Source organism: Muribaculum sp. An289, assembly GCF_002159555.1.
Classification (GTDB): Bacteria; Bacteroidota; Bacteroidia; order Bacteroidales; family UBA932; genus Merdivivens; species Merdivivens faecigallinarum.
Window position 1 is genome coordinate 42924 of the sequence record NZ_NFIV01000001.1, and the last position, 22016, is coordinate 64939.

Genomic DNA, 22016 nt, shown 5'->3' on the forward strand with positions numbered 1-22016 from the left:
CGCGGGGAATCAATTTTCAAATATATACTTTATTACATCGTCTATTTTGTCAACATAGACGAACGAAAGCCCGTCGGTATATATGGATTTTATATCTTCTATGTCACGACGGTTTTCCTTGGAAAGGACTATGGTATCCACCCCTGCCCTTTTCGCGGCAAGAATCTTTTCCTTTATGCCGCCGACAGGAAGAACCCTGCCCCTGAGGGTCATTTCGCCGGTCATTGCGATATGGCTTCTTACCTTCTCGCCTCTCAGCGCGGACACCATCGCGCTCACCATGGTTATTCCGGCGGAAGGCCCGTCCTTCGGAGTGGCCCCTTCCGGTACATGTATATGGATATCCTTCTTGGCAAATTCTTCGGCGGTCATCCTGGCAAGCTGCGGATGTGCCTTCACATACTGGTAGGCTATGGTGGCGGACTCCTTCATCACATCGCCGAGGTTACCTGTCATGGAAAGCACTCCGTGCGCCCCGCCGGTGGCTTCGCTTACCGAGCACTCGACGAAAAGTATCTCCCCGCCTACCTCGGTCCAGGCAAGCCCTGTCACGACTCCCGGAGCCTCATTGCCTTCCTGCTTGTCGTGGAAAGCGACCGGAAGCCCGAGATATTCTTTCAGGTGCGACTTCTCTATCCTCGCCGGCCTCTCCTGCCCCAAAGCGATTTTCTTTGCGGTCACACGGGCTATTTTCGCTATCTGTTTTTCAAGATTACGAACCCCCGACTCCCTTGTATAATCGTTGATAATTGAAACAAGGGCACCTTTCGAAATCTTCAGGTCCTTGGAGGTGAGCCCGTGGGCCTTCAGCTCTTTCGGAATCAGGTAGCCGGTGGCTATGGCTATCTTCTCTTCCGCAAGGTAGCCCGACACATTTATCATCTCCATCCTGTCCCTCAAGGCCGGATGTATGGTGGAAATCGTATTCGCCGTAGTTATGAAAAGTACTTTCGACAAGTCGTAGTCCACATCGAGATAATTGTCATGGAAAGTCGTATTCTGCTCAGGGTCGAGCACTTCCAGCAATGCGGAAGACGGGTCGCCCTTGAAGTCCGAGCTTATCTTGTCCACCTCGTCGAGCACCATTACCGGATTGGAACTCCCGCAACGCGCAATTCCGTTGATAATACGTCCCGGAAGGGCTCCTATGTATGTCTTCCTGTGTCCGCGGATTTCGGCCTCGTCATGAAGGCCTCCGAGGGAAATCCTGACATACTTTCTGCCGAGGGCACGTGCCACTGACTTGCCGAGCGAGGTCTTTCCGACTCCCGGAGGGCCGTAAAGGCAGAGTATCGGAGACTTCATGTCCTGTCTCAGCTTCATCACGGCAAGGTATTCGACTATCCTGTCCTTTACCTGCTCCAGCCCGTAATGGTCCTTGTCAAGGACTTTCTGTGCATGCTTTATGTCGAGATTGTCCTTCGTGACATCGTTCCACGGAAGGTCGAGCATGAACGTAAGATAATTCAGCTGGATGTTGTAATCCGGAGAATTCGGGTTGGAACGTTCGAGCTTCTGCATTTCCTTTTCGAAAATATCGGCAGTCTCCTTGCTCCAGTTCTTCTTCGAAGCGCGCTGGCGGAGGCTGCGGAATTCCTCGGCCTCGTCCATACCGAGCTCCTCCTGTATGGTACGCAACTGGTTATTAAGGTAATACTCCCTCTGCTGCTGGTCGATTTCGGATTTTACCTTCTGGTTGATGTCCTCCTTTATTTTAAGGAGTTCGAGCTGCTTGTTCAAAAGTTCGAGCAGTTTCAGCGACCTTGCCTTCAAATCCCCGAGAGAGAGCAGCTGCAACTTGTCCGCATATTCTTCTACATCGATTGTCGCCGAGACAAAATTGATGAGGAACTCGAAATTGTCTATGCCGCTTATCGCCATGATGGCTTCTTTCGGAAGATTGACTGACATTTTCAGAATCTTCGCCGCCACATCCTTTATATTGTCCGAAATAGCCTTTATGTCCGGATCGGACTTGTCGGCCGGAATCTCCTTCAGGTATTGCACCCTGCCGAGCAGATAAGGGGCGTACTCGACTATGGCCTCGACCCTGAAACGGTTGTAGCCTTGCAGGATGGCCGTAATGGAGCCGTCCGGCATCTCTATGGTCTTCACTATCTTGGCCACCGTACCGTATTCATAAAGGTCCTCCTTTACCGGGTCCTCTATGAACGCATCCTTCTGGGGAACGGTACCTATGAGTTTTCCGTCCTTCTCCGCCTCCTTTATCAGCTTCATGGATTTTTCCCTGCCTACCGTGACCGGGATGACCGTCCCCGGAAAGAGCACGGTATTCCTCAGGGCAAGTATCGGCAAAGCGTCGGGAAGTTCCGAATCGCCGAGCATTGTCACCATATCTCCCTGCATCACAGGGATTATACTCACTTCCGCCCTCGCCGGGCCAAACATATCTTTTAGAATTTTCATATATATTATGCCAATTTGTCAGTTACATTCAAAAATTTTTAGCGGATAATGATTTGTCAAGTGTTGTGCCAAAAATATAATGGCACTGATTTTAAGTATATTTGGAAAATTTGTTTTGCAGTTTCAAAAATAAAGTCTACTTTTGCAGTCCTAATCGGATTAATATAAAAGGATATAATTATGACTAAAGCAGAAATCGTATCAAAAGTTGCTAAGGCAACAGGTGTCGAGAAAGCAACCGTGAACGCCGTGGTTCAATCTTTCATGGAAAACGTAAAAGACTCTCTTGCAAAGGAAAAACCGGTTTATCTTCGCGGATTCGGCAGCTTCATCATCAAACACAGGGCAAAAAAGACGGCAAGGAACATCCTCAAGGAAACTACAATGGTTATTCCGGAACACAACATCCCGGCATTCAAACCATCGAAGACTTTCGTTGAAATGATCAAAAACAAATAACATATCTTATAACATTTTTTAGTATGCCAAGCGGTAAAAAAAGAAAAAGACATAAAATGGCTACGCACAAACGTAAAAAACGTTTGCGCAAGAACCGCCATAAGAAGAGAAAATAATCTTCTGATGTCAGATTAACAATGTATCAGGAGGGTGTCGGAAAGAGGCACCCTCTCTTGATTAAAAAAGTAATGGAGAAAGAAAAAGCAAGCGAAAAGGATTTGGTCATAGACGTAGACCAAAACGAGGTCACGATTGCTCTATTGGAAAACCACAGGTTGGTAGAACTGAACAAAGAAAGCCATGACGGACGAAGATACGCAGTTGGAGACGTTTACCTCGGTAGGGTAAAGAAACTGCTGCCGGCCCTCAACGCCGCATTCGTGGACATAGGCGACGAAAAAGAGGCTTTCATACACTATCTTGATCTCGGGCTCAACTTCCGCGCATTTGACAGATTCGTAAAGGGATTGAATCCCAACAGCGATGCCAAACAGCTTTTCTCCAGCATGAACATCAAGGAACCGTTGGAAAAGAACGGTAAGATTGAAAATGTATTGACCCAAGGGCAGATGATTCCGGTCCAGATAGTCAAGGAACCCATTTCCACGAAAGGTTCGAGGCTGACGGCCGAAATTTCGATAGCGGGACGCAATCTGGTGCTGCTTCCATTTGCCGACAAGGTAAGCGTATCGCAGAAGATAGCCTCGCACGAGGAAAAGCGCAGGCTTGAAAACCTGATGAAGAGCATACTGCCGAAAAAATACGGTGTTATCATCCGCACGGCGGCAGAAGGCAAGAATGCGGCCGTACTCGACAACGAGCTGGCCTCGCTCATCAGGAAATGGGAAGACTGCTGGCCCAACATAGCAAAATCAAAGAGCATCCAACTGCTCATGACGGAGTACAGCAAGACCACCACGATACTGAGGGATCTTCTGAATGACACATTCTCCAGCGTAGACGTGAACGACGAGGAAGTCTACAATGAAATACGTTCGTACATTTCCACTATTGCCCCTGAAAAGGAAAAAATAGTAAGGCTGTACAGAGGAACGCAACCGATCTTTGACCATTTTGACATCACCCGCCAGATTAAAAGTTCGTTCGGGAAAGTCGTCCCGATACGACAGGGCGCATATCTCGTGATAGAACACACGGAAGCCATGCACGTAATCGACGTGAACAGCGGGACACGTTCCAAAAACAAGCAACAGGAACAGAACGCATTTGATGTCAACACATTCGCGGCTGACGAAATAGCCCGCCAACTGCGTTTGCGGGACATGGGAGGCATAGTCATCGTCGATTTCATCGACATGGACAACAATGAACACAAGAACCTCCTTTACAAGCACATGGTCGATTTGCTGTCAAAGGACAGGGCCAAACACAATGTGCTGCCGCTGACAAAGTTCGGATTGATGCAGATTACCCGGCAACGTGTCAGGCCGGCCATCGAGATAAACACGCTCGAGCAGTGCCCGGCATGCAAGGGAACAGGAAAAATCTCATCTACCATAGTGCTTGATGAGACTATTGAAAGACAGCTCGCCTACTACGTCCAGGAGAAAAACATAAGAAAACTCACCTTGAAGGTCAATCCGATATTCGAGGCCTATCTGACAAAGGGGCTTTTCAATATCAGGCGCAAATGGATGAGAAAATACAAATGCGACCTTACAATCGTACCCGTTTCGACGTTTTTCATAACCCAGGCGGAATGGTTCGATGCCAAAGGAGAAAAATTAGAATGACAGTTTAAAGGACGGCCGGGAGCGATTTCCCGGCCGTTTTTTTTGGGGGAGGGGGGGGGGAAAAAAAAGAGAATACGATTGCAGCGAAGAAGAACACGATTGCAGCGACTACGAAAAAGAGCAAAGAAAACGGCTCAGAACAGCAACTCGTCAGAACAGCAACTCGTAAAGGCCGTATCCGAAAAGGCAGACCCCGATGCCGGCTATCGCGAATCCAGCAATCCTGTTTATAAGCAAAAGGGTGCTCATCTTGAAGCGCTTCCGGAAAAGGCTCAGGGAATAACTCACGCCAAACCAGTACAATATGCCTCCGAGGCTAAGGGAAAAAATCACTATGACTGTCTCGGTCAGCCCGTAACCCGACAAATCGAGGCCGAAAGAAGCGAAGAGACCGAAAATAATCAATATCGCCCCGGGATTGGACAAAGCCATCAGCAGGCCCTGAAAATAGTCTTTGGACGACACCTTGTCCACCTTGTCTATCTGGTCCGCTTTCCTGAAAGGATTCGATACGGCAAGCAGGACACCTATGACCGCTATTACCACACCACCGCCAATCAATATCTCCGCCGAGTATTTTTCCATAAGATTTTGCGCTATGGCAAGGAAGAACAAAGCCACCACGGCAAAGACTGTGTCCGCGGTAGATGCTCCCAAACCGGTCATGAAACCGGACTTGACCCCCTTGCTCAGGGATTTCTGCACGACCATTATGGCTATCGGTCCCAATGGAATGGAAGCACAGAGTCCCACGCAAAACGCCTTGATAATGTTCAACAGCATATTTTCAGCCAAAAAGTCTACAAATATACGCAGAAGCCGAGAGCAATGCAAACTTGTTTGCAATTGCCGAGGCGCAACAGTATTTCTGGCGCGATAGCGGCAAATATACGCCTCGGCAGAGCAAATGAATTTATTCAAATTGCTATGGGGCAGAGTCAACGGGCAAGTGCAAACTGATTTATAGGAAAAGATATGCTATATTTGCAGGATAATCATATTATATGAAAAGCAAGACATTAAAATCGGTCAAGACCGGCAAGGGAAAACTGCTGTGGCTGCTTACGGTATTATTTGCCGTCATGGCTTCCGTCCCGTTTCTCGTTCCGCGGTGCGGCTTTGTTTCGTTGTTCGCATTCGTTCCGCTTCTGTGCATGGAAAGGATAGCCACCCTTTCCGGAACGAAAAGGATATGGATATATTATTCGGCGGCTTTCATCCTGTGGAACGCCTTCACGACGTTCTGGGTATGCAACGCAACCGTAGGCGGAGGTATTTTCGCCATTATCGGAAACGCCTTCCAGATGACGGTGATTTTCGCTCTTTTCCGGTGGATAAAGAAAAAAACTTCCGGCCTCCTGCCGTATATTTTTCTCGCCGCCGCATGGATAGCCTGGGAACATTTTTATTTCGATGCCGAGATATCCTGGCCATGGCTTGTCCTGGGAAACTCATTCGCCCGCTCGGTAAAGAGCATACAGTGGTATGAATATACCGGAACGCTCGGAGGCAGCCTGTGGATATGGACAATGAATATTTTCCTGTTTTCGCTTATGGTATCGCTCTCGGAAGGGAAAACAGCCCTCTGGAACATCAAGGCGAAGATTGCGGCATTCGGAGGCTACACCGTACTGCTGGCCGCGCCTTTTGTCATATCTCACATAATGTTCCGCACTTATGAGGAAAGGCACGCCCCAGTCACCGTAGTGGCCCTACAGCCGAATATCGACCCTTATGACAAATTCGGGGGGATGACACAAAAGGAACAGACGGAAAAACTCCTAAGGCTCGCAGACACTGTGATGGACAGCACCGTCACCCTCCTTGTCGCCCCTGAAACATTTACGCCGGACATATACACAAATGCCCCTCTTCAAAGCCCGACCATGCGCAGCTTCATCGGATATCTCGAAAAATATCCTCAGTGCGACATGATTTTCGGCGCATCGACATATACCGTCTACGATGGTGAAAGGCCGTCGTACTGGGCAAGGCCTTACGGGAAAGGATGGTACGAGTCCCACAACTCCGCACTGATTGTGAACCGGCTCGGGGAATACGGCATCTACCATAAAATAAAACTCGTCCCGGGAGTGGAATACATGCCTTACCCCAGGATATTCGACCCGCTCGATGAAAAACTGGGAGGTGTCATGGGCCGTTGTGTCGGACAGGAACACGCCGAAGCCCTTCGCTGCCGCCCGGAAAGACCGGGGATAGGCTGTGCGGTATGCTACGAATCGGTGTACGGAGATTTCTACCGGAATTACGTCCTCGATGGAGCTGAACTGATGACGATAATCACAAACGATGCCTGGTGGGGAGACACTCCTGGATACAGGCAGCACCTGAGTTATGCCTCGCTGCGCGCCATCGAAACACGGCGTAGCATCGTCCGCAGCGCGAATACGGGAATATCGGCACTGATAGACCAAAGAGGAATCCCGGTAATGGAAAGCCACTGGTGGAAAGAGGAAGCCCTGAAAGGGACCGTAAACCTCAACGACGAAATCACGTTCTTCGTGGCCTACGGAGACATTACGGGCAGGGTCGCCACCTTCGTGTTCTGCCTGCTGCTCCTGCTGGGGATTGTCAGAGGGATAATGTGACGGGCCCCAAAAGCCGGGAGAGGCCGGGAAACTGCCTGTGAGTCAAAGGCATGACCGCTGACAAAGGAAAATTTATTGAAAATCAGAACGGATTTTTCCAGGGCTGTTCAAAAAATTACTAATTTTGCAGTCTTATCGGGGATGTTTTGGTTTTGACAGCATCTGACATCGGAAGGTAAGCACGTCCGGCGTTGAAGGTTTGCCGGCAAATCTCAATCTTCAAAACTATAGTTGGCAACAACTCTTATGCACTCGCTGCGTAGTCTTGGCCTAAGGCAGACTCCTTAATCATCCGGACCAGGTCCGTGATGACGAGTATCCCTCCTGGCTTTTAGCCGGTTATGCCAGGAATACGGGGTATCATCCAAACCGGATGCGGGGACGGACTCCTTTAAAATCCCTCAAGTCCTAAAGGATAAGGTCCGGTTCGCCTGTCCTCCGGCAGGCCGGGCCCGACAACCAAAGAAGGAATAAGCGTGTAGAAAGCCTTTGGGTGCGGTGTTTGGACGGCGGTTCGAGTCCGCCCATCTCCACAGCAAGAACGGCCGGCGGGCATTTGCCTACCGGCCGTCAGAATGTAAATGTAAACCTGCTTGCCTGTACCGCCTATTTGCCGGCAATCATGTCGATTTCGACCTTCGCTCCCATAGGCAGGGCCGCTACCTGATAGCAGACTCTTGCAGGATAGGCTCCGGAAAAATGCTCCGCATATACCGCATTCATGGCGGCAAAATCCTTGATATCCGTCAGAAGGACCGTTGTCTTTACCACATCGGCAAAACTGTAGCCGGCCTCTTCGAGTATGGCCGCAGCATTGGCGAGGGACTGCCTCGTCTGCTCTTCGATGGTTTCAGGGGCTTTCCCGGTAGCAGGATTCGTAGGAAGCTGGCCGGAAACGAACAGCATCCCGTTAATCTCTATTGCCTGTGAATAAGGGCCCACGGCAGCCGGGGCCTTAGGTGAAGAAATGACTTTTTTCATTGTACAAGATTTTGTTTATAAAATTCAAGCGGCCCTGTCAAAGAACCGCTTTCATCATTTGTAGCCCCGAGCAGAATCGAACTGCTATCTAAAGTTTAGGAAACTTATGTCCTATTCTTGTAAATCAACCACTTGCAAGGCTTTTTTGATTTTCTGTAGAACTATTGTAGAACTTCTGCAATTTCTATGGAAAATCCCCTGTCACCCGAAAGCGGCAGAGGATTTCTAATGCAACACCGATTTCGGATCGGATGGTGCAAAGATAGGCATTCCATTCCAAATAAACAAGCCGTGAGGACTTCACAGTTGGCACGGCTCAAAAAGTTCTTATGTTCCACAAATTATTTCTTCTTCTTTCGTTTCAACTCTATGTATTCAGAGTAAACTATCTTGGTGTACGGGCTGGAGCTTCTTATCTCCTGCCTTATGGCTTTTGTCCCCCATTTGAAGAACCACCATTGATGCGGCACTCTATGTACTACCTGAATGAGCGTATCTACTGTTTGAATCCTGCCAGTAAACATACCTTTGTCAATAGTACCGTCAAGCTCAACCCACGGATCTTTGAATGTGATCCTTTTCAATGTGTCTATCAAGGTAGGGCGAACTGGAAGCAACTTCAAACTATCCGGCACACGGTAAACTATGCTATCCCGTACTTCCGTCTTTATCGGCACTTCCGTTTTCGTTGCAGTCGTTGAAACAGACTGGATGCGCTTTATCTTCACATTGAGATCCTCAACCGTCTTAACAAGCTCATCGCAATGTTTCTGTAGCTCCGACTTAGACAACTCCAATGATTGAACGGATGCGGCATACTTGCCGGATTCTGTCTTGTAGTAGGCTACATCCTCCAGCAGTGCTGTCTGGTTGTTCTGTAGTCTGTCACGCTCCGTTTGGAGCGATCGGACACGGTGTGATAGGAAAGCGATTGCCGCCAAAAGAACGGCAAACGCTATGATTACATACTTACGCATACTTCTCAATGTATTTGGTTATTGAATCCACATGAAGTTTCACAACAGCCGCCTTGCCCTCCGGGGAAAGAAGAAACTTGCAATCCCTTTCGTTATCCATGAAGAAGTTCTCTGTAAGTACAGCCGGGCAAGTGGTTTTTCGGAGAATGTAGAAATTGCTTTCCCAATCACCGTCCCCATCGCTCCAGTCACCACGGATCTTCCAGTCATTACCGAACATTTCTTTTGCGGTGTCCCAGAAGATCTGCGCAAGATTATCGGCTTTTGTTTTTCCGGGATAGGTGTGTATCTCCCAGCCTGTACCCTTTCCATTGGAAGCGTTTACATGGATAGATACAAGGATAGTCTTGCTCTTACCATGTTTTGCAGCCGCTTCATTGGCTCTTCTGGCTCTCTCTGCCAGCGGTACATCTACACTTTCCTTAACCAGTAACTCGCAATCCACACCTTTTGCGATAAGCTGGTTATATACAGCGTTTGCTACTTCTCTGGCATACTGCCATTCAAACAACTGTGAGCCATCAGCCCATTTTGGAGATCTTTTGCCCGGTGTATTTTCACCGTGCCCGTTATCAATCAGTACCAACATTGTTTTGTTCCTTTCCTTTTTTGCTTCGTTCACTAATTGCTTTATTTATTCCACCGCCAGCCATGAAACCACCGATACAGAGCATGAATACTCCAAGAGCATCAAGATCTGTTTTCAGATAGCCGTTGGTGCATACATCCCATATAAGGCAAAATCCGACACACAGCCCGATAAACGCACCTACCAGAATTGATAGTACAAGCGCAAAGGATTTGCTACTATCAAGCGTATTAGCCCTTATCAGACTTTTTAGATACTCCGCTATCCTTATTCTCTGCATTGCTCTTCTTGTTTTCAGTTATATCATCATCTTCATAGAAAGCATCATAATCTCCAGAGGCAAGTTTTTTCAATCGGCAATAAGTCCTTTTAGGTAGCCTACCCTTAAAGCACTCATCATCAGGTCTGACACATTCATTGTGTCGTGCCTCTCTTAGCGCAAGTTCCAACTCCGCATTTCTCTTGATCAGATCCAGCCTCTCATTTTCAAGTGAGCGTACTTGCCTGTATAGCTCATCCACTTTCTCGTTCAGAGATGAAATTTCCCTTTTTGCATCATCTACCTCTTTCCTTACCCTATGGTAATCCTCAATGATAGACTTATATTCCGCCTTAAAAGCATCTGCCGCTGTAACACGGTTTATATTTTTCCTGTTAAGGAGATACTTTAAGAACTCCAATCCGCCAAGTGCTGTTACTACGGAGGCAAAGGCAAGTAAAATTTCTTTCCAGTCATTCATTACCTTTTTCTTCTATACTTGTTACGTTTGTAATACTCGAAGTTATCCTTATCCTCTTGCGTGATCTTTGACTTCGGAGAAAAGAACTTGAATCCAGTGTTATTCCCAAAGCGCACTACCTTAATGATAGCACGGAATGGGAATGTTCGGTTTGGATTGCAAACCACATCTTTCAGCCTCTTGCTATCGGTGAAAAATGCGGATCTTCCTGCACCCTCACCAAAAGCAACAAGCGTTCTCGTTCCGTTCTCTGTCTGCACATCAGACTTTACGCCAGTGAATACGATCACTTCATTAATTAGGGCATCCACGCTGGAGTATTCGCAATCAAACAGATCACTATCTCCAGCGTTGGAATCCAGCTCATCTTCAAAATCTTCAATCATATTACAAGTCGGTTGGAATGTCGTATGTTTCAGCATCGGCATCAATCATGGAACGGATAGCCAGACGATCTTTCAAGAAATCCTCATAAGGCTTCTTGTAGTCCTCATCAAGCAAACCAAGCACTGCGGATTGATACTCATTTATCAGCTTGCTTTCCGTCTTTGCCGGATATTTTGCAGTGAGCAAAGTGCTGAAAATGTTATCCGCTGTTTTGGGGTATTCCACCCTCACGCTGTCATACTGGAACATCTTTCCAGTGGCATTTTCGTCATCGTCCGTGGTGATAGTAATACCACCCTCTTGTTCCTTGATTACCGATACTTCCTTGATATTATGGTTATACAGGAATGTACCTTGCCCGTTGTACAGGTCATAGATAACTTCCGGCTTTTCGTCAGCCAGCAAACCGATAGCTAATGTTGTTGTTTCCATTGTTCAAACATTTATTAAATATGAATTTACTGTGTTCCTCCGAGCATCTGATTACCCAGCCGTATTCAGACGGAAAGAGGTGTTTTACATCGTTAATGTCTTTGATCTCGTATCTCTTCTTCACCTTGTTAAGTTTCTTATAGAACCTCATAAGTATGCCCTTTCGGAGCAAGATACCGTAGTGATTCTGTTTGAAACCCACATAGTCAATACAACGATCATCGACCGGGAAGATCTGCCAGTTCGGTTTTATCTCCAGTTTCAGTTCCGTTGCCAAGTAAAGCCCCATCATGTCAAGTATGAAATGCAGTGCTTCCTTGTTGGAGCAAAGAACTACTATATCATCCATATATCGGTAATAGTATATCTTCACTCCATATTTTGCCTTAACCATTTTTGCCAAATCCTCTTTCACCCAGTGATCGAAGTAAGCGAGGTATAGGTTGGCAAGGTACTGACTTGTATAATTGCCTATTGGCAAACCGATTGTTTTACCGTTGCTATCTATAATGCTATCCAACAGCCAAAGCATCTGATCATCCGCAATGGTATAGCGGATTATTCTTTTCATTGATGCGTGATCCACATTGTCGAAATACTTTCTTACATCTATCTTCAAGCAATACTTAGTGCCTTTCTTATCCATCATCATATCACGGTGAAGATCTTCCATGCACTTATGTACCCCTCTGCCTTTAATGCAAGCATAGGTATTTGATGTGAATATGTGCGTCCAATGTTGCCCAAGAACATTGATAACGCAATGGTGGACTATCCTGTCCGGGAAGAAAGGAGCGATCATTATCACCCTCTCTTTTGGCTCATATATAGTCTTTGTCTTGTATTCGCCCGGCTTATATGTCATGTGCCTTAATTGCTCATACAAGAGCGTAAGACGCTCTATAATGTTGTCATTGAATTTGCGTATCTCTGTACGATCGCCCTTTCCTTTCTGTGCATTATATTGCGCCCTAACGAGGTTTTCAGATTCGTATATAAGGTGATAGATATTCTTTAGCTTCTTACTTTGTGAAGCATATAGCTTTCCAGTATCGCCAATATAATATCCGCAATCCTCCATATCACGATAATCATTAAACATCGTATCGCTACTATAGCATAAGCCGTATTCAGTTTTTATCAAGCCCATTGTGCCGTTGGTCTAAATCGGAGCGTTCAATTACTTACTAACACCGTTTTAATTCGTACTTTTTTACCAGCTACCAGCAGTGCCGATAGCCCCTGTGTGGTAAGGTCATGGTGATCACAGTTATATCTTATAAAGTTGAAACCACGGTAAAAGCGGAAACCAATGTTCGCATTCGAGTTCGAGGAACGATTATTCGCATTCAGATAACCGAAGCCCGCATTCGCCCCATTATTCGCATTACCACCGAACAGAGCACCACCTATCACCATCAACCTTTCTATTTTCATGTCAATTCACGTTCACAAAAAAGCCCCGTGTACCGCCGCTTTGCAGTCCGTCAAAAACGGCACAAGCGGAAACCAACGCGCGCAGCCGAGGCCGAGGAACGACTATTCGCATCCAGATAACCGAAGCCCGCATCCGCCCCAGCATGCGCAATACCACCGAACAGAGCACCATACCAGCCCGGAGAAGCCCAATTAGCATCATCTACACAAGTGTAGAAGTAATCACAGCCTCCGGCATTTGAAGCACCACCGACTGTTTCCGGGAAAGCATATCCTTTGCTTGAATGTGCGAATTGAAGAATGTAGCCATCCGTGCGTGGAAGCTCTGTGATAGCCTCATATCCATCTGGAACGGTAGCGGCACTATCAGAGTGCGAAGTGAACTTAGTAGGATCTTCACATACATACGCAATGGAAACATCCGATTTGTGCCAGATAAGCACATCATCTGCCAAATGCCACAAGTATTCAAACGGGCACTCCAATCCACGGTAAGAAGTGACCTGTACAATCTTGTCGCCACCAGTCCATCCCTTGATCACATAAGCGACCCTGCCAGTGTTGTTGCCAAGAGTTGCAGTAACACCGCACGGAATAAAAGGCTTATAACCTCCCCACGTGTTCCACTCTGTACCATTCACAGCCGTACCGTTGCTAAGTCCGCCTTGATGATAACCTTCCGATGTTAAGGCTTCATTGTAGGCATCCTGACAATGCAAAGAAGCATACTCCAGTCTTTGCAACCATGCAATTTCATTGTACACACGGTAAACGCCCAAATGAGTACCGTTCTTGCAAGCGGCACGGGCTGTAGCCTTTGAAATGGAAGTGCGAGCCATTCCAAGCTGCGAGTTGTATGTACCATCTTTGGCAGCATCGCCAGCACCAGAACCACCCCTGTAGTTGGCAGCGTTGGCAGTTAGCTTCACAAATCCGCTTGTATCACGGGCGATATTGTCACCATCCCAAGTGAGGAAACAGCCGGAAACAGCTTCATTCGTATCAATCTTGATAGTGGCAAACCACGGAGAAACCGTTTTACGCTCCATTTTGATAAAGCCCGGCAATGGATATTCAGAATATGCACGAATCCACTTTGTACCCTCTATCTCAAATCTGAAATAATACTCCGGCTTTTCGAGCATCACATTACCGTCCGTACTGTCAATGATAGCGGCAGCACCACTATCTTTCTTCCGGCTGTCATTCGGATGCAAGTAGTATTTCACAGAGCCGTCCGGGTTTTCAACAAACCTTTTCAGCTTCGCTTGTATTGGAAGTGTCTTGTGCAAGTCCAGATTACCTACCCTTGTGAGTTTGTAATCCCGGCTTGTAAAATCTCCCTGTATTCCGTACCACATATCATACGGATATTGCGGTTTTGTATTTCCGCTACCTAACAAAAGTCCCATGTCAGTTTTTTCTAATTATTTCACCTGCGCCCCAATAAATCTCATACTTCTGCAAGTCTATAGCGTTTGGAGCAATCGCCACTATAGCCGCTGGTGTCCAGTCGCCAACTGGTACTGGAATGTTGCCAAATGAGTTGTCACAGATCAGCTTGCAATTCAGGAGCGTATCACTGACAATTTCCGTTGCGCTTTTGCTTCGCACATAGACGGAAAACGGCTTTCCTCCCAGATTGAATCCTTTGCTAAGATCCGATACTTCCCCTTTCGATAACACTCTAAGGCTGTACATATCATTATCCATAATTCACCAAGTTAATTTCTAACTGCAAATATAATCATTTGTGTGTTTGTTAAACACACTTATAAGCGAAAAAATAAGCCTCTAACGCATTATACACCTCCTTTCCATATAAGATAGATTACTAAGGCTTGCAAGATTTGACCTACCAATCCGCCTAACAGCGTGGCAATGAGATCCAGCCAGTCCCATTTGCCACCATAGGCACGATCCTTAAACTCCATACCAGCCGCCAATCCTGCCACAAACAGAATCGTCAGCAAAAACGCACATGGTATAGCATACACCAAATGCTTTGTCCTGTTACTCTCTTTTAGCCAGTTCATAGTTATACTATCAAAATTTGTATTGCCATTCTGGAGCTAAGATTATAAACTCACAACTTCCGTCATTCCTTGTTGAATCGTCAGAAGTCCAAACATCGAAATATGTTGTTGAAAGAGCCATAATAGTACCCTTTACTGGTGAATCAGAGTTGTTATACACAGTTCCATATCCAGTTAGCATTACCCTATATCCAGAGGGTATATTGGAACTCGAAAATGAAACCCTATATTTACCCTCTGCTTGTCGTGATACCGAAAGAATGGAAGTGATAGACTTTCCATCCCACCAAGTCCCACTTATCGAAGCTCCTGAATTAGTTCCACTAATCCTGCCTATTGCCAGTATAAGAGGATGTCTGCCTTTTGCTCCAGAGGTAACAAAATCAGTCCATGCGAAACGGCTTGTTATTTCCCATCTTCCTTTTCTTACCGTTGATGTTGATCCGGGCAATTCAAAACAAGTCATTTCTACTATTTCTTGAGGTCTTACTAAGGCGTAATAATCAAGAACGCTACTTGAAAATCCTGCCTCTGCTGTAAAACTATATACTCCAATTTGGTAATTGCCTTGACCATATTCTCCACTGTTGTACAGTCGGCACACTTTACCAATATCATCCATATCTTGCCCCATAGATATAGTTTTTAAGCTTGTTGTCGCTGGAAGATAGAATATATTCACATCAGAGAAAACACCAGACCAGCCAGTAGATAACTGCATTGTTCCCTGCAAACGTACTTCTCCGTTCACACCGTCCAGATATATGCTACCATTCTGGGCTTCCAGTCGGTTGTTTCTGAATACCCATCCTGCTATGTTGGCATTTTCAGCCAGAAGCAAGTTGGTAGCCACGCTCTCGAATTGCGCACCGAAAGGATTCCACTTGCTTGTATTGGTAGGCACGACACCCGAAAAAGTTCCGGCATCAATACGGGCGATATAGAAAATTCCGTTGTACTTCACTACATCAAGCCTGTACTTTGTACCATAGTAGGTTTTGGAACTGTTGTATGTGCCTTGATATACCGCTGCCGGGCTTTCTCCCTGATCGCCTTTTTCACCCGGATCACCAGTTTCTCCCTTTCCACCTGTTACACAGATAGCCGCTGTAGTGGTAGAAGTGCCGTTGGTATAGGTGATAACGGATCTCGTCCAGATATACCAGCCATCTTTCCAAGTAGGTCTGGTGGTACTCCATGAGCCGCCAGTTTGCGAAGTAGGGCTGCTGGATAGGTAGTATTGCTCCACAATGGATTTCACGCCCACGCCAGTAGAGCCAGTTGCACCCTTGCCGCCAGTGATACAAACAGCCTTAGTGTATTCGGTAGATCCATCGGTAAGCACGGTTTTTGTCCTTGACCAGATATATTTCCCATCTTCCCACGCTGGAGCGGTGGTTTGCCAGCCGCTTGTAGGTGCTGTAGTGTTGGAAGAGCTTTTGGCATACTCCACATCAACGGTGTTTATACCTACACCGTCCTTTCCATCGTAAGGATTGATACGGAAAGGGGTACACCAGTTCTGTACCAGTTTGTCGCTTGCTCCGCTCTTATCCTTGCCTATGTCAGTAGCCGATAATGCACCGTCATAAAGCCTTATGTTGTCATAGAACACGGAAGATCCAAACATATTATCATCGTACATGGAAAAGCCTACCACCTCTTCATTTATGCTGCCTGTCTGCACCAGAGATCCATTAATGAATATAGATACCGTTCTGTCATTGAAACGCAAAGCAACATGAAACCAAGTGTTCTTTGACACGGTTATGCTCTTCTCCACATAGTCCCTGCCATTGTAGCCGTTCAGCATCCACCGTATGAGCGTCTGATCCGTTTTCATCCAAAAACAGAGCGTGAAACTTTGACCAAACGGAAGATCCCAATTAATCTGACACTCCGCATTGTCGCTAAGATCAACGGCATATCGGCTACCGTCTTGCACAACGGAAGCACCATTTTTCAATGCCCCAGACACGCCATGCCCGGTAATATCCAGAAGCGTAGTTTCCCCTTGCTGCACGGGAATATCAAACACTTTCTTATCCGATAGCCCGGACTTCTTAGCCATCGTACACCACAAGTATTCCAGATTCCCAACGGTCGGCATGGTTGTACTCCACCCAGCCGGATTTTCGGCATCAGCATCCAGAGCCGGAGGTGAAACGGTAGATCCGTTTTTGGCATACCTGTATTCATAGTATTCTCCAGTGGTTGCATCGCTACCAGCCGCACCGCTTTCACCCTTGATCAAACTCCAAGTGTAATCAGTGGGGTTGTCGCTGTCTTTCTGTATGAAGTCCACATATTGCCCAATGTATGCGCCCGGCTCTTCACCGTTGTTTGCAGTGAATGACAAGCCCCCGTTATCGCTGTACTTGATATGCAGATAGGAAGTCTTTCCATCCTCACCATTTATGCCCGGCAATCCGTCCTCACCATTGAAGCCCTTGAATCTTGCCCATGTGTATTTTTTCGGGTCGTTGCTATCAGCTTGCGTATAGTCCACATAAGTACCTATGTAGTCAGACGGAGTTTCGGTCATTTGTGAGGCACTGGTTGGATTTTGCACGGAGGAGTATTTGATATGGAAATAGCTTGTCTTTCCATCTGCACCCGGAACACCCGGCAAACCATCATCCCCCTTAAACTTGCTCCAAACATAATCTTTCGGATCATCGCTTTCTGTAGCCGTTTCTTTATTTGTAGCAATACCTATGTACATGGTGGTATCTTTGGGCTGCTGGTACATAGGATTACCGTCTGCATTGTCAGAATAGGCAATCCATGTATAAAGCGTTTTTCCATCTTCGCCCGGCTCACCCGGAACGCCATCTTTACCCATTATGTCAGACCATTTATAATCCTTTGGATCGTTGCTTTCAGTCGGAGTTTCCTTGTTGTATGCAAAACCTATGAAGCCTTTTCCTGTAGGATTATCAGAAATGCCAGTACCGTTTACATCATCAGCATAACGAATCCATGTGTAGTAACTCTTTCCGGGTAGCCCATCTTCACCGGGTAAACCATCATCGCCTTTCTGCCCCTGCTGCCCTTTCGCTACTACTTTCCAATAAGTCGTATTGGTTGGTGTAATTCCCTTTGCCGGAGTTGGATAAATGTACCTGTATGTACAAGTTTCCGCACCGTTGCTATAGCTAACCTCATCGCCTGTATAGTACACATATTCCTCGTTGTAATCTCCACGATACACACCGATAAACGACACATCGCCAGAATCGCTTAACAAGCGTACATTATGCAAGGTAAGTTGTTTTAATGCCGTCACATTCCAGTCAATAGAGCTTGTGGTATCACCGATTCTGAATTTGTTTCCGTCCAAATCCAAATAACACTCCCCGTCACTGGTAACAATCGCTCCAGTGGTGATAGTCTTTCCGTTGATTCTGGTAAATCCATAAGTGGTTACGAAGTCACGGAAATTATCATCAGGATATAATGAGCTTATGATACCTATCTGGAAATAGTAGTTGTTCGGATCTTCTGTAGGCTCAAACTTGTAGGGTGTTTGCGTAACGACAAACACGCCATTCGATCCAGTCTTGCTACATTTGGCAAACACATAGTAACCGCCCTGTTCGGATAGCGTAACGCTCAATTCGCTTAAATTCCATTGCTTAATGGTGGTTTCATCTATTGTCAAGTGTGCCAATATGCCGGAAGAAGCATCAAATCTGTTGGCATTACCGTTTACATTGGCTTGCATCACCACACCGATCAGAACAAACTGCTGGCTCTTCGATCCAACGGTAAGCATATTGGTATCAATAGAATTAGGTCGTATGTTTTCTGGATCAAAATAACCGTCTGTGTCATACACCATATTCCTTAGCTCTTCTGTTGTACGCCATCCCCTGCGTGCCTTGCTCAAATCTTTCAGTCGGTTTGCTTCTATAATCTTGTTATGCTCAATCACATCTATAACCGTCTGTTGGCTTATGGATATGGTGGTAGTGTCGGATAGGGTAAGGCTGTAATCGTGATCCACAAGTAAGTTACGGCTTATCTTCTGGATTCTTATGCTCTTCTCCACACCGAAACGCACATCTTTTACTGGCACATAGTCCCCAACCTTAAAGACGCTGGTTTCGCTATCATCCGGCAAGTTTTCCAGAAAATAGGAACGGTCAAAGGTCAGAGCATACTGCACTCTGGACTGTGTACGTGGCTTGAAATCATCATACCCGGCATACCACAGATCTTCTTCTGCATTATCCTCATAGGACTTTGGCAGATTTATATCCGTGATCTTGTAGGTATTTCCAACCTCAACACGGAAAGCCTCACTATCAGTAGTTGGTATTGTAAGCCCTCGTTTATCTGTGAAAGGTATTAGGGTGAATTGCTTTTTAGCGTGATCATATCCACCATCAGCCTTAACCTCAAACTGTTGCCCGGCAAGCCTACCAGTAATGAAAGTGATCTTTGCCGTAACTCCATTGATAAGATACTTCGTACCGTTATCGTCCTTTTCGTTAAGGTCGAAGTCCATAGTATCATCAACGAATGAGTTTATATCATCCTCCACAATAGCCGTTACCACTCCTGTACGCTTCGGATATATATCATCATATTGTGCGCCATCCTCTTCACTCCCTATTTCCTGTGCCAGTTCCGCATCCTCAATATAACGCTTATTATCATCATCAATGCCTATCATTTCACTGTTTGCCGGGATAACCGTACCGTCAGCCAACGTATGCTCATTCTTATTCATACGCTTAGGGTATGGAAGTTGCAAGCGTTCTGAATAGTTCCTGTAGTCACTTCGTATGTTGGTAGTTCCACCCTCCACCCAAAGACGGGTGATAATGGCTTTATCATCCACCTTTTGATCTTTCAGAGTGAACAGTCCACCACCTTTCCCCCACTCGAAATAATCGCTTCCGTTAGGTGGCACTACCTTTGTCCCGAACTTTCCGATATGGATCGTGCGCACACCGTTGTTTTGGGTGATACGGAACTCCAGCTTGAAATTATTATCGCTACATAGCGATTGCAAAACCTGTAGGCAGTTCTGCTTTGAGAATGATATTGTGCGTGGCTCTGTGTCCGGGCAATTCGCTTCATCAAAAGCCCATAATCCCGGATAGTCACGGTTCATGTTGTATATGATCACCTTGACAAAATCCCGAATGGAATAGGTAAGATCAAAAGTCATGGAAGTAGATTTTCCGCTTTCGTCTGTATTCCTGTATTGGGTTTTCATCAGTTCATACATCACGCCATAGAATACTGCATCATACTGGTAGTATCTATCCGTTTTCATTTCACGGGTGGCACGTGTGCGGATCGTGTATTCTTCACCGCACACTATGATCTTATCGCCTTTCTCGAAGTCAAGCAATTCAGTGGAGATAATAGACAACTGTATGTTATCATCCCCCATCAAAGATATGTTCTGCGTTGCCGATTTTACGGTACAGAAAGGATCTCTGCTGAATAGCTGTATAGTACCCCCTTTTCGCTTGATTACTTCAATTTCTCCCATATTACGATCGCATTAGTGGAAAATTCCTCTATATCCTCAATTACACCGCTAACAATAATGTCATATTCCCCGGCTTCTTCGTAGGTGTGTTCCAAAGCAACATCCGTCCCATGCACATTAAATGTATGGCTTCCATCGCCCCAATACACGTTAAGGAACTTCGTGCTTGTAACGGTTATGGTTGCTTTGCTGTTGGCATTCCCAATATGCCGTAAAACCCTCTTCACTGGCTCACATTCAACCAGCTTCAACGAGAATGTACCAACCATAATATCGTTGTTGTAAGTTCCCCAAGTCTTATCCACATCTACATCATCAGGTACATACACTTCATATACCAACGGTTTTGCTTTTCCGTCATACTCGCATTTCAGGCGCACTGTACCCTCCTTGTCGAATTGTTCCATGAAGAGATTAACCCAGTTTACAAACTCCGATCTGCTGGAAGCCTCTATAAAGCAATCAAGCGTGATCGTGCGCTCCTTGTACCGTGGTCGCTTCAAGTCAATAACCTTTCCGTGATAGTTATCCCAATCCACTTCCAAACTTTCTTTCCTTTCCAGTCTGCCAAGAAGCCCGGAAGAAGCGGAAACATACACGCCAAATTCTTTTATGTTCTTTCCGTCTATGTAGTATTCCACATCTGTATTTGCCTGTAGCTTCATTACCTCCGTAGGTGTCTTTGCCACATTGAATAAACGCAACTCATCAATGAGTGATTGAGTACCGTTAAGGCTTTCATCATTCAATGATAGACCTTTCGGAGTGCCGGATATGGTTTCTTTGAATATACGGCTTGTGTTCTGGTAAACCTCGAAAGTGTTGCCGGACTTCACAAAGGCAAAGAAATACCAGTTCTTAGGCATTACGTTCACCCACTGCTCCAGATAATTATCCACACCGTCAAAGTTCAAGAGCCAGCCAAGTTTGCTTGTTGCCGGGTACACATAGCAAGACAATGTGAAATCGCCGCTGAAAGGGATAGCCTTTTCTGTCTGGCACTCACCAGCACCATTCATAGACAAAGATTTTCCGCTCTTCGCTATTTTGGAGAATGTAGCACCATCAGAAAGCGTTGCATCAGCCCTGCTTAATGAAAAATCGTATGCTTTACTGCCGTCTGGATCGTCAAATGGCAAATAGAGGATTAAATTATTGTCTATCATATCAATAAGTATTTTTATTTGTTCGTATTATTTTTACCTTTCCACCAACTGTTTCAACGGTTGCATTACCGTACACATTAACCAGTACCTCCGCATCACCGCCAGCCACAGCGATAGCAAGGTATGAGTTATCGAATATGTCAATGGTTACAATAGCATGATCGCCCACATTCACAGAGGCTTTGGAGTTGTGCCGGATATAGATGTTTGAAACAGCAAACCCGTCATACTCCAACATCGCTTTGCAGTCACCGTTCAACACTACATCTTTCCTGTTTTTCTCCACAACTTCATCATCCACATATACACCGTAATCCTCACACTTTCCTTTGAAGTTCGTGCGTAGGAAGTCCAGTGTTGGATAATCATTCTTTATACAGAAGTCTATCCCCCGTATATACAATTCAGCAAGGGAATCCACGCCCAAATCCGGTTTGAGCTTCATTTGCCATAAACGGCACAATCCCTTTGCTATCCCATCCTGTTTGATTTGGTGTACCAGTTCCATAA

General features: G+C 46.0%; 19 protein-coding genes and 1 other RNA gene. 4 read left to right on the forward strand and 16 right to left on the reverse strand.

Going from position 1 to position 22016, the window contains the following annotated elements; translation table 11 throughout:
• Positions 1-9: 9 nt before the first annotated feature.
• Positions 10-2427, reverse strand: a complete 2418-nt coding sequence (lon, locus tag B5F83_RS00185) for an endopeptidase La (RefSeq protein ID WP_239383780.1) — start codon at positions 2425-2427, stop codon at positions 10-12.
• Positions 2428-2607: 180 nt separating this feature from the next.
• On the opposite strand from lon, the gene B5F83_RS00190 reads away from it, so the two are divergent.
• Both B5F83_RS00190 and B5F83_RS00195 read left to right on the forward strand, forming a co-directional pair.
• A complete protein-coding gene (locus tag B5F83_RS00190; RefSeq protein ID WP_087275651.1) occupies positions 2608-2886 on the forward strand; it encodes an HU family DNA-binding protein in 279 nt (92 codons plus the stop codon).
• A gap of 188 nt (positions 2887-3074) precedes the next feature.
• Positions 3075-4640: an Rne/Rng family ribonuclease gene (locus tag B5F83_RS00195; RefSeq protein WP_087276196.1), complete on the forward strand. Its 1566-nt coding sequence runs from the start codon at positions 3075-3077 to the stop codon at positions 4638-4640.
• Positions 4641-4790: 150 nt separating this feature from the next.
• Here B5F83_RS00195 and B5F83_RS00200 read toward each other — a convergent pair whose 3' ends face one another.
• Entirely contained in the window at positions 4791-5423 is a 633-nt protein-coding gene (locus B5F83_RS00200) for a LysE family transporter (protein ID WP_087275654.1), read from the reverse strand.
• Positions 5424-5644: 221 nt separating this feature from the next.
• Here B5F83_RS00200 and lnt point away from each other — a divergent pair, with 221 nt between their 5' ends.
• Complete coding sequence (gene lnt, locus B5F83_RS00205) at positions 5645-7249, forward strand: apolipoprotein N-acyltransferase (protein ID WP_087275657.1); 1605 nt, start codon at positions 5645-5647, stop codon at positions 7247-7249.
• Positions 7250-7386: 137 nt separating this feature from the next.
• Positions 7387-7785, forward strand: a transfer-messenger RNA (tmRNA) gene (ssrA, locus tag B5F83_RS00210).
• 70 nt (positions 7786-7855) lie between these two features.
• Here ssrA and B5F83_RS00215 read toward each other — a convergent pair.
• The 14 genes from B5F83_RS00215 to B5F83_RS00285 all read right to left on the reverse strand — a co-directional run bounded on the left by B5F83_RS00215 (position 7856) and on the right by B5F83_RS00285 (position 22014).
• Positions 7856-8230 (reverse strand): RidA family protein, encoded by a 375-nt coding sequence (locus B5F83_RS00215; protein WP_087275660.1) that lies wholly within the window; start codon positions 8228-8230, stop codon positions 7856-7858.
• A 341-nt stretch (positions 8231-8571) separates the two neighbouring features.
• A complete protein-coding gene (locus B5F83_RS00220) occupies positions 8572-9207 on the reverse strand; it encodes a DUF6549 family protein (protein ID WP_087207111.1) in 636 nt (211 codons plus the stop codon).
• Positions 9200-9796 (reverse strand): N-acetylmuramoyl-L-alanine amidase, encoded by a 597-nt coding sequence (locus B5F83_RS00225; protein WP_087325110.1) that lies wholly within the window; start codon positions 9794-9796, stop codon positions 9200-9202. Before B5F83_RS00225 ends, B5F83_RS00220 begins: the two co-directional genes overlap by 8 nt.
• Entirely contained in the window at positions 9780-10076 is a 297-nt protein-coding gene (locus B5F83_RS10505) for a hypothetical protein (RefSeq protein WP_021927118.1), read from the reverse strand. Before B5F83_RS10505 ends, B5F83_RS00225 begins: the two co-directional genes overlap by 17 nt.
• Complete coding sequence (locus tag B5F83_RS00235) at positions 10027-10536, reverse strand: hypothetical protein (RefSeq protein WP_021927119.1); 510 nt, start codon at positions 10534-10536, stop codon at positions 10027-10029. The genes B5F83_RS10505 and B5F83_RS00235 overlap by 50 nt, the downstream gene beginning before the upstream one ends.
• Complete coding sequence (locus B5F83_RS00240; protein ID WP_021927120.1) at positions 10536-10922, reverse strand: hypothetical protein; 387 nt, start codon at positions 10920-10922, stop codon at positions 10536-10538. The genes B5F83_RS00235 and B5F83_RS00240 overlap by 1 nt, the downstream gene beginning before the upstream one ends.
• Position 10923: 1 nt before the next feature.
• Positions 10924-11355, reverse strand: a complete 432-nt coding sequence (locus B5F83_RS00245; protein WP_087325114.1) for a hypothetical protein — start codon at positions 11353-11355, stop codon at positions 10924-10926.
• Entirely contained in the window at positions 11318-12505 is a 1188-nt protein-coding gene (locus B5F83_RS00250; protein WP_087325116.1) for a reverse transcriptase/maturase family protein, read from the reverse strand. Before B5F83_RS00250 ends, B5F83_RS00245 begins: the two co-directional genes overlap by 38 nt.
• A gap of 26 nt (positions 12506-12531) precedes the next feature.
• Complete coding sequence (locus B5F83_RS00255; protein ID WP_087325118.1) at positions 12532-12792, reverse strand: hypothetical protein; 261 nt, start codon at positions 12790-12792, stop codon at positions 12532-12534.
• A gap of 50 nt (positions 12793-12842) precedes the next feature.
• Positions 12843-14204: a hypothetical protein gene (locus B5F83_RS00260; RefSeq protein WP_087325120.1), complete on the reverse strand. Its 1362-nt coding sequence runs from the start codon at positions 14202-14204 to the stop codon at positions 12843-12845.
• A gap of 1 nt (position 14205) precedes the next feature.
• Positions 14206-14505, reverse strand: coding sequence for a hypothetical protein (locus tag B5F83_RS00265; protein WP_239383781.1), 300 nt, complete (start codon positions 14503-14505; stop codon positions 14206-14208).
• Positions 14506-14838: 333 nt separating this feature from the next.
• The gene (locus B5F83_RS00275; RefSeq protein WP_087325122.1) at positions 14839-20340 is read right to left on the reverse strand and encodes a LamG-like jellyroll fold domain-containing protein; all 5502 of its coding nucleotides are present in this window, start codon (positions 20338-20340) and stop codon (positions 14839-14841) included.
• Complete coding sequence (locus tag B5F83_RS00280; RefSeq protein WP_239383782.1) at positions 20322-21506, reverse strand: LamG domain-containing protein; 1185 nt, start codon at positions 21504-21506, stop codon at positions 20322-20324. Before B5F83_RS00280 ends, B5F83_RS00275 begins: the two co-directional genes overlap by 19 nt.
• Position 21507: 1 nt before the next feature.
• The gene (locus B5F83_RS00285; RefSeq protein ID WP_021927535.1) at positions 21508-22014 is read right to left on the reverse strand and encodes a hypothetical protein; all 507 of its coding nucleotides are present in this window, start codon (positions 22012-22014) and stop codon (positions 21508-21510) included.
• Positions 22015-22016 lie beyond the last annotated feature (2 nt).

Excerpts from the sequence above, each read along its gene's own strand:
- B5F83_RS00260 (WP_087325120.1), bottom strand. The coding sequence starts at position 14,204 with ATGGGACTTTTGTTAGGTAGCGGAAATACAAAACCGCAATATCCGTAT.
- B5F83_RS00225 (WP_087325110.1), bottom strand. The coding sequence starts at position 9,796 with ATGTTGGTACTGATTGATAACGGGCACGGTGAAAATACACCGGGCAAA.
- B5F83_RS00255 (WP_087325118.1), bottom strand. The coding sequence starts at position 12,792 with ATGAAAATAGAAAGGTTGATGGTGATAGGTGGTGCTCTGTTCGGTGGT.
- B5F83_RS00280 (WP_239383782.1), bottom strand. The coding sequence starts at position 21,506 with ATGATAGACAATAATTTAATCCTCTATTTGCCATTTGACGATCCAGAC.
- B5F83_RS00220 (WP_087207111.1), bottom strand. The coding sequence starts at position 9,207 with ATGCGTAAGTATGTAATCATAGCGTTTGCCGTTCTTTTGGCGGCAATC.
- B5F83_RS10505 (WP_021927118.1), bottom strand. The coding sequence starts at position 10,076 with ATGCAGAGAATAAGGATAGCGGAGTATCTAAAAAGTCTGATAAGGGCT.
- lnt (WP_087275657.1), top strand. The coding sequence starts at position 5,645 with ATGAAAAGCAAGACATTAAAATCGGTCAAGACCGGCAAGGGAAAACTG.
- B5F83_RS00240 (WP_021927120.1), bottom strand. The coding sequence starts at position 10,922 with ATGATTGAAGATTTTGAAGATGAGCTGGATTCCAACGCTGGAGATAGT.
- B5F83_RS00285 (WP_021927535.1), bottom strand. The coding sequence starts at position 22,014 with ATGGAACTGGTACACCAAATCAAACAGGATGGGATAGCAAAGGGATTG.
- B5F83_RS00190 (WP_087275651.1), top strand. The coding sequence starts at position 2,608 with ATGACTAAAGCAGAAATCGTATCAAAAGTTGCTAAGGCAACAGGTGTC.
- B5F83_RS00275 (WP_087325122.1), bottom strand. The coding sequence starts at position 20,340 with ATGGGAGAAATTGAAGTAATCAAGCGAAAAGGGGGTACTATACAGCTA.
- B5F83_RS00245 (WP_087325114.1), bottom strand. The coding sequence starts at position 11,355 with ATGGAAACAACAACATTAGCTATCGGTTTGCTGGCTGACGAAAAGCCG.
- lon (WP_239383780.1), bottom strand. The coding sequence starts at position 2,427 with ATGAAAATTCTAAAAGATATGTTTGGCCCGGCGAGGGCGGAAGTGAGT.
- B5F83_RS00250 (WP_087325116.1), bottom strand. The coding sequence starts at position 12,505 with ATGGGCTTGATAAAAACTGAATACGGCTTATGCTATAGTAGCGATACG.
- B5F83_RS00265 (WP_239383781.1), bottom strand. The coding sequence starts at position 14,505 with ATGGATAATGATATGTACAGCCTTAGAGTGTTATCGAAAGGGGAAGTA.
- B5F83_RS00215 (WP_087275660.1), bottom strand. The coding sequence starts at position 8,230 with ATGAAAAAAGTCATTTCTTCACCTAAGGCCCCGGCTGCCGTGGGCCCT.
- B5F83_RS00235 (WP_021927119.1), bottom strand. The coding sequence starts at position 10,536 with ATGAATGACTGGAAAGAAATTTTACTTGCCTTTGCCTCCGTAGTAACA.
- B5F83_RS00195 (WP_087276196.1), top strand. The coding sequence starts at position 3,075 with ATGGAGAAAGAAAAAGCAAGCGAAAAGGATTTGGTCATAGACGTAGAC.
- B5F83_RS00200 (WP_087275654.1), bottom strand. The coding sequence starts at position 5,423 with ATGCTGTTGAACATTATCAAGGCGTTTTGCGTGGGACTCTGTGCTTCC.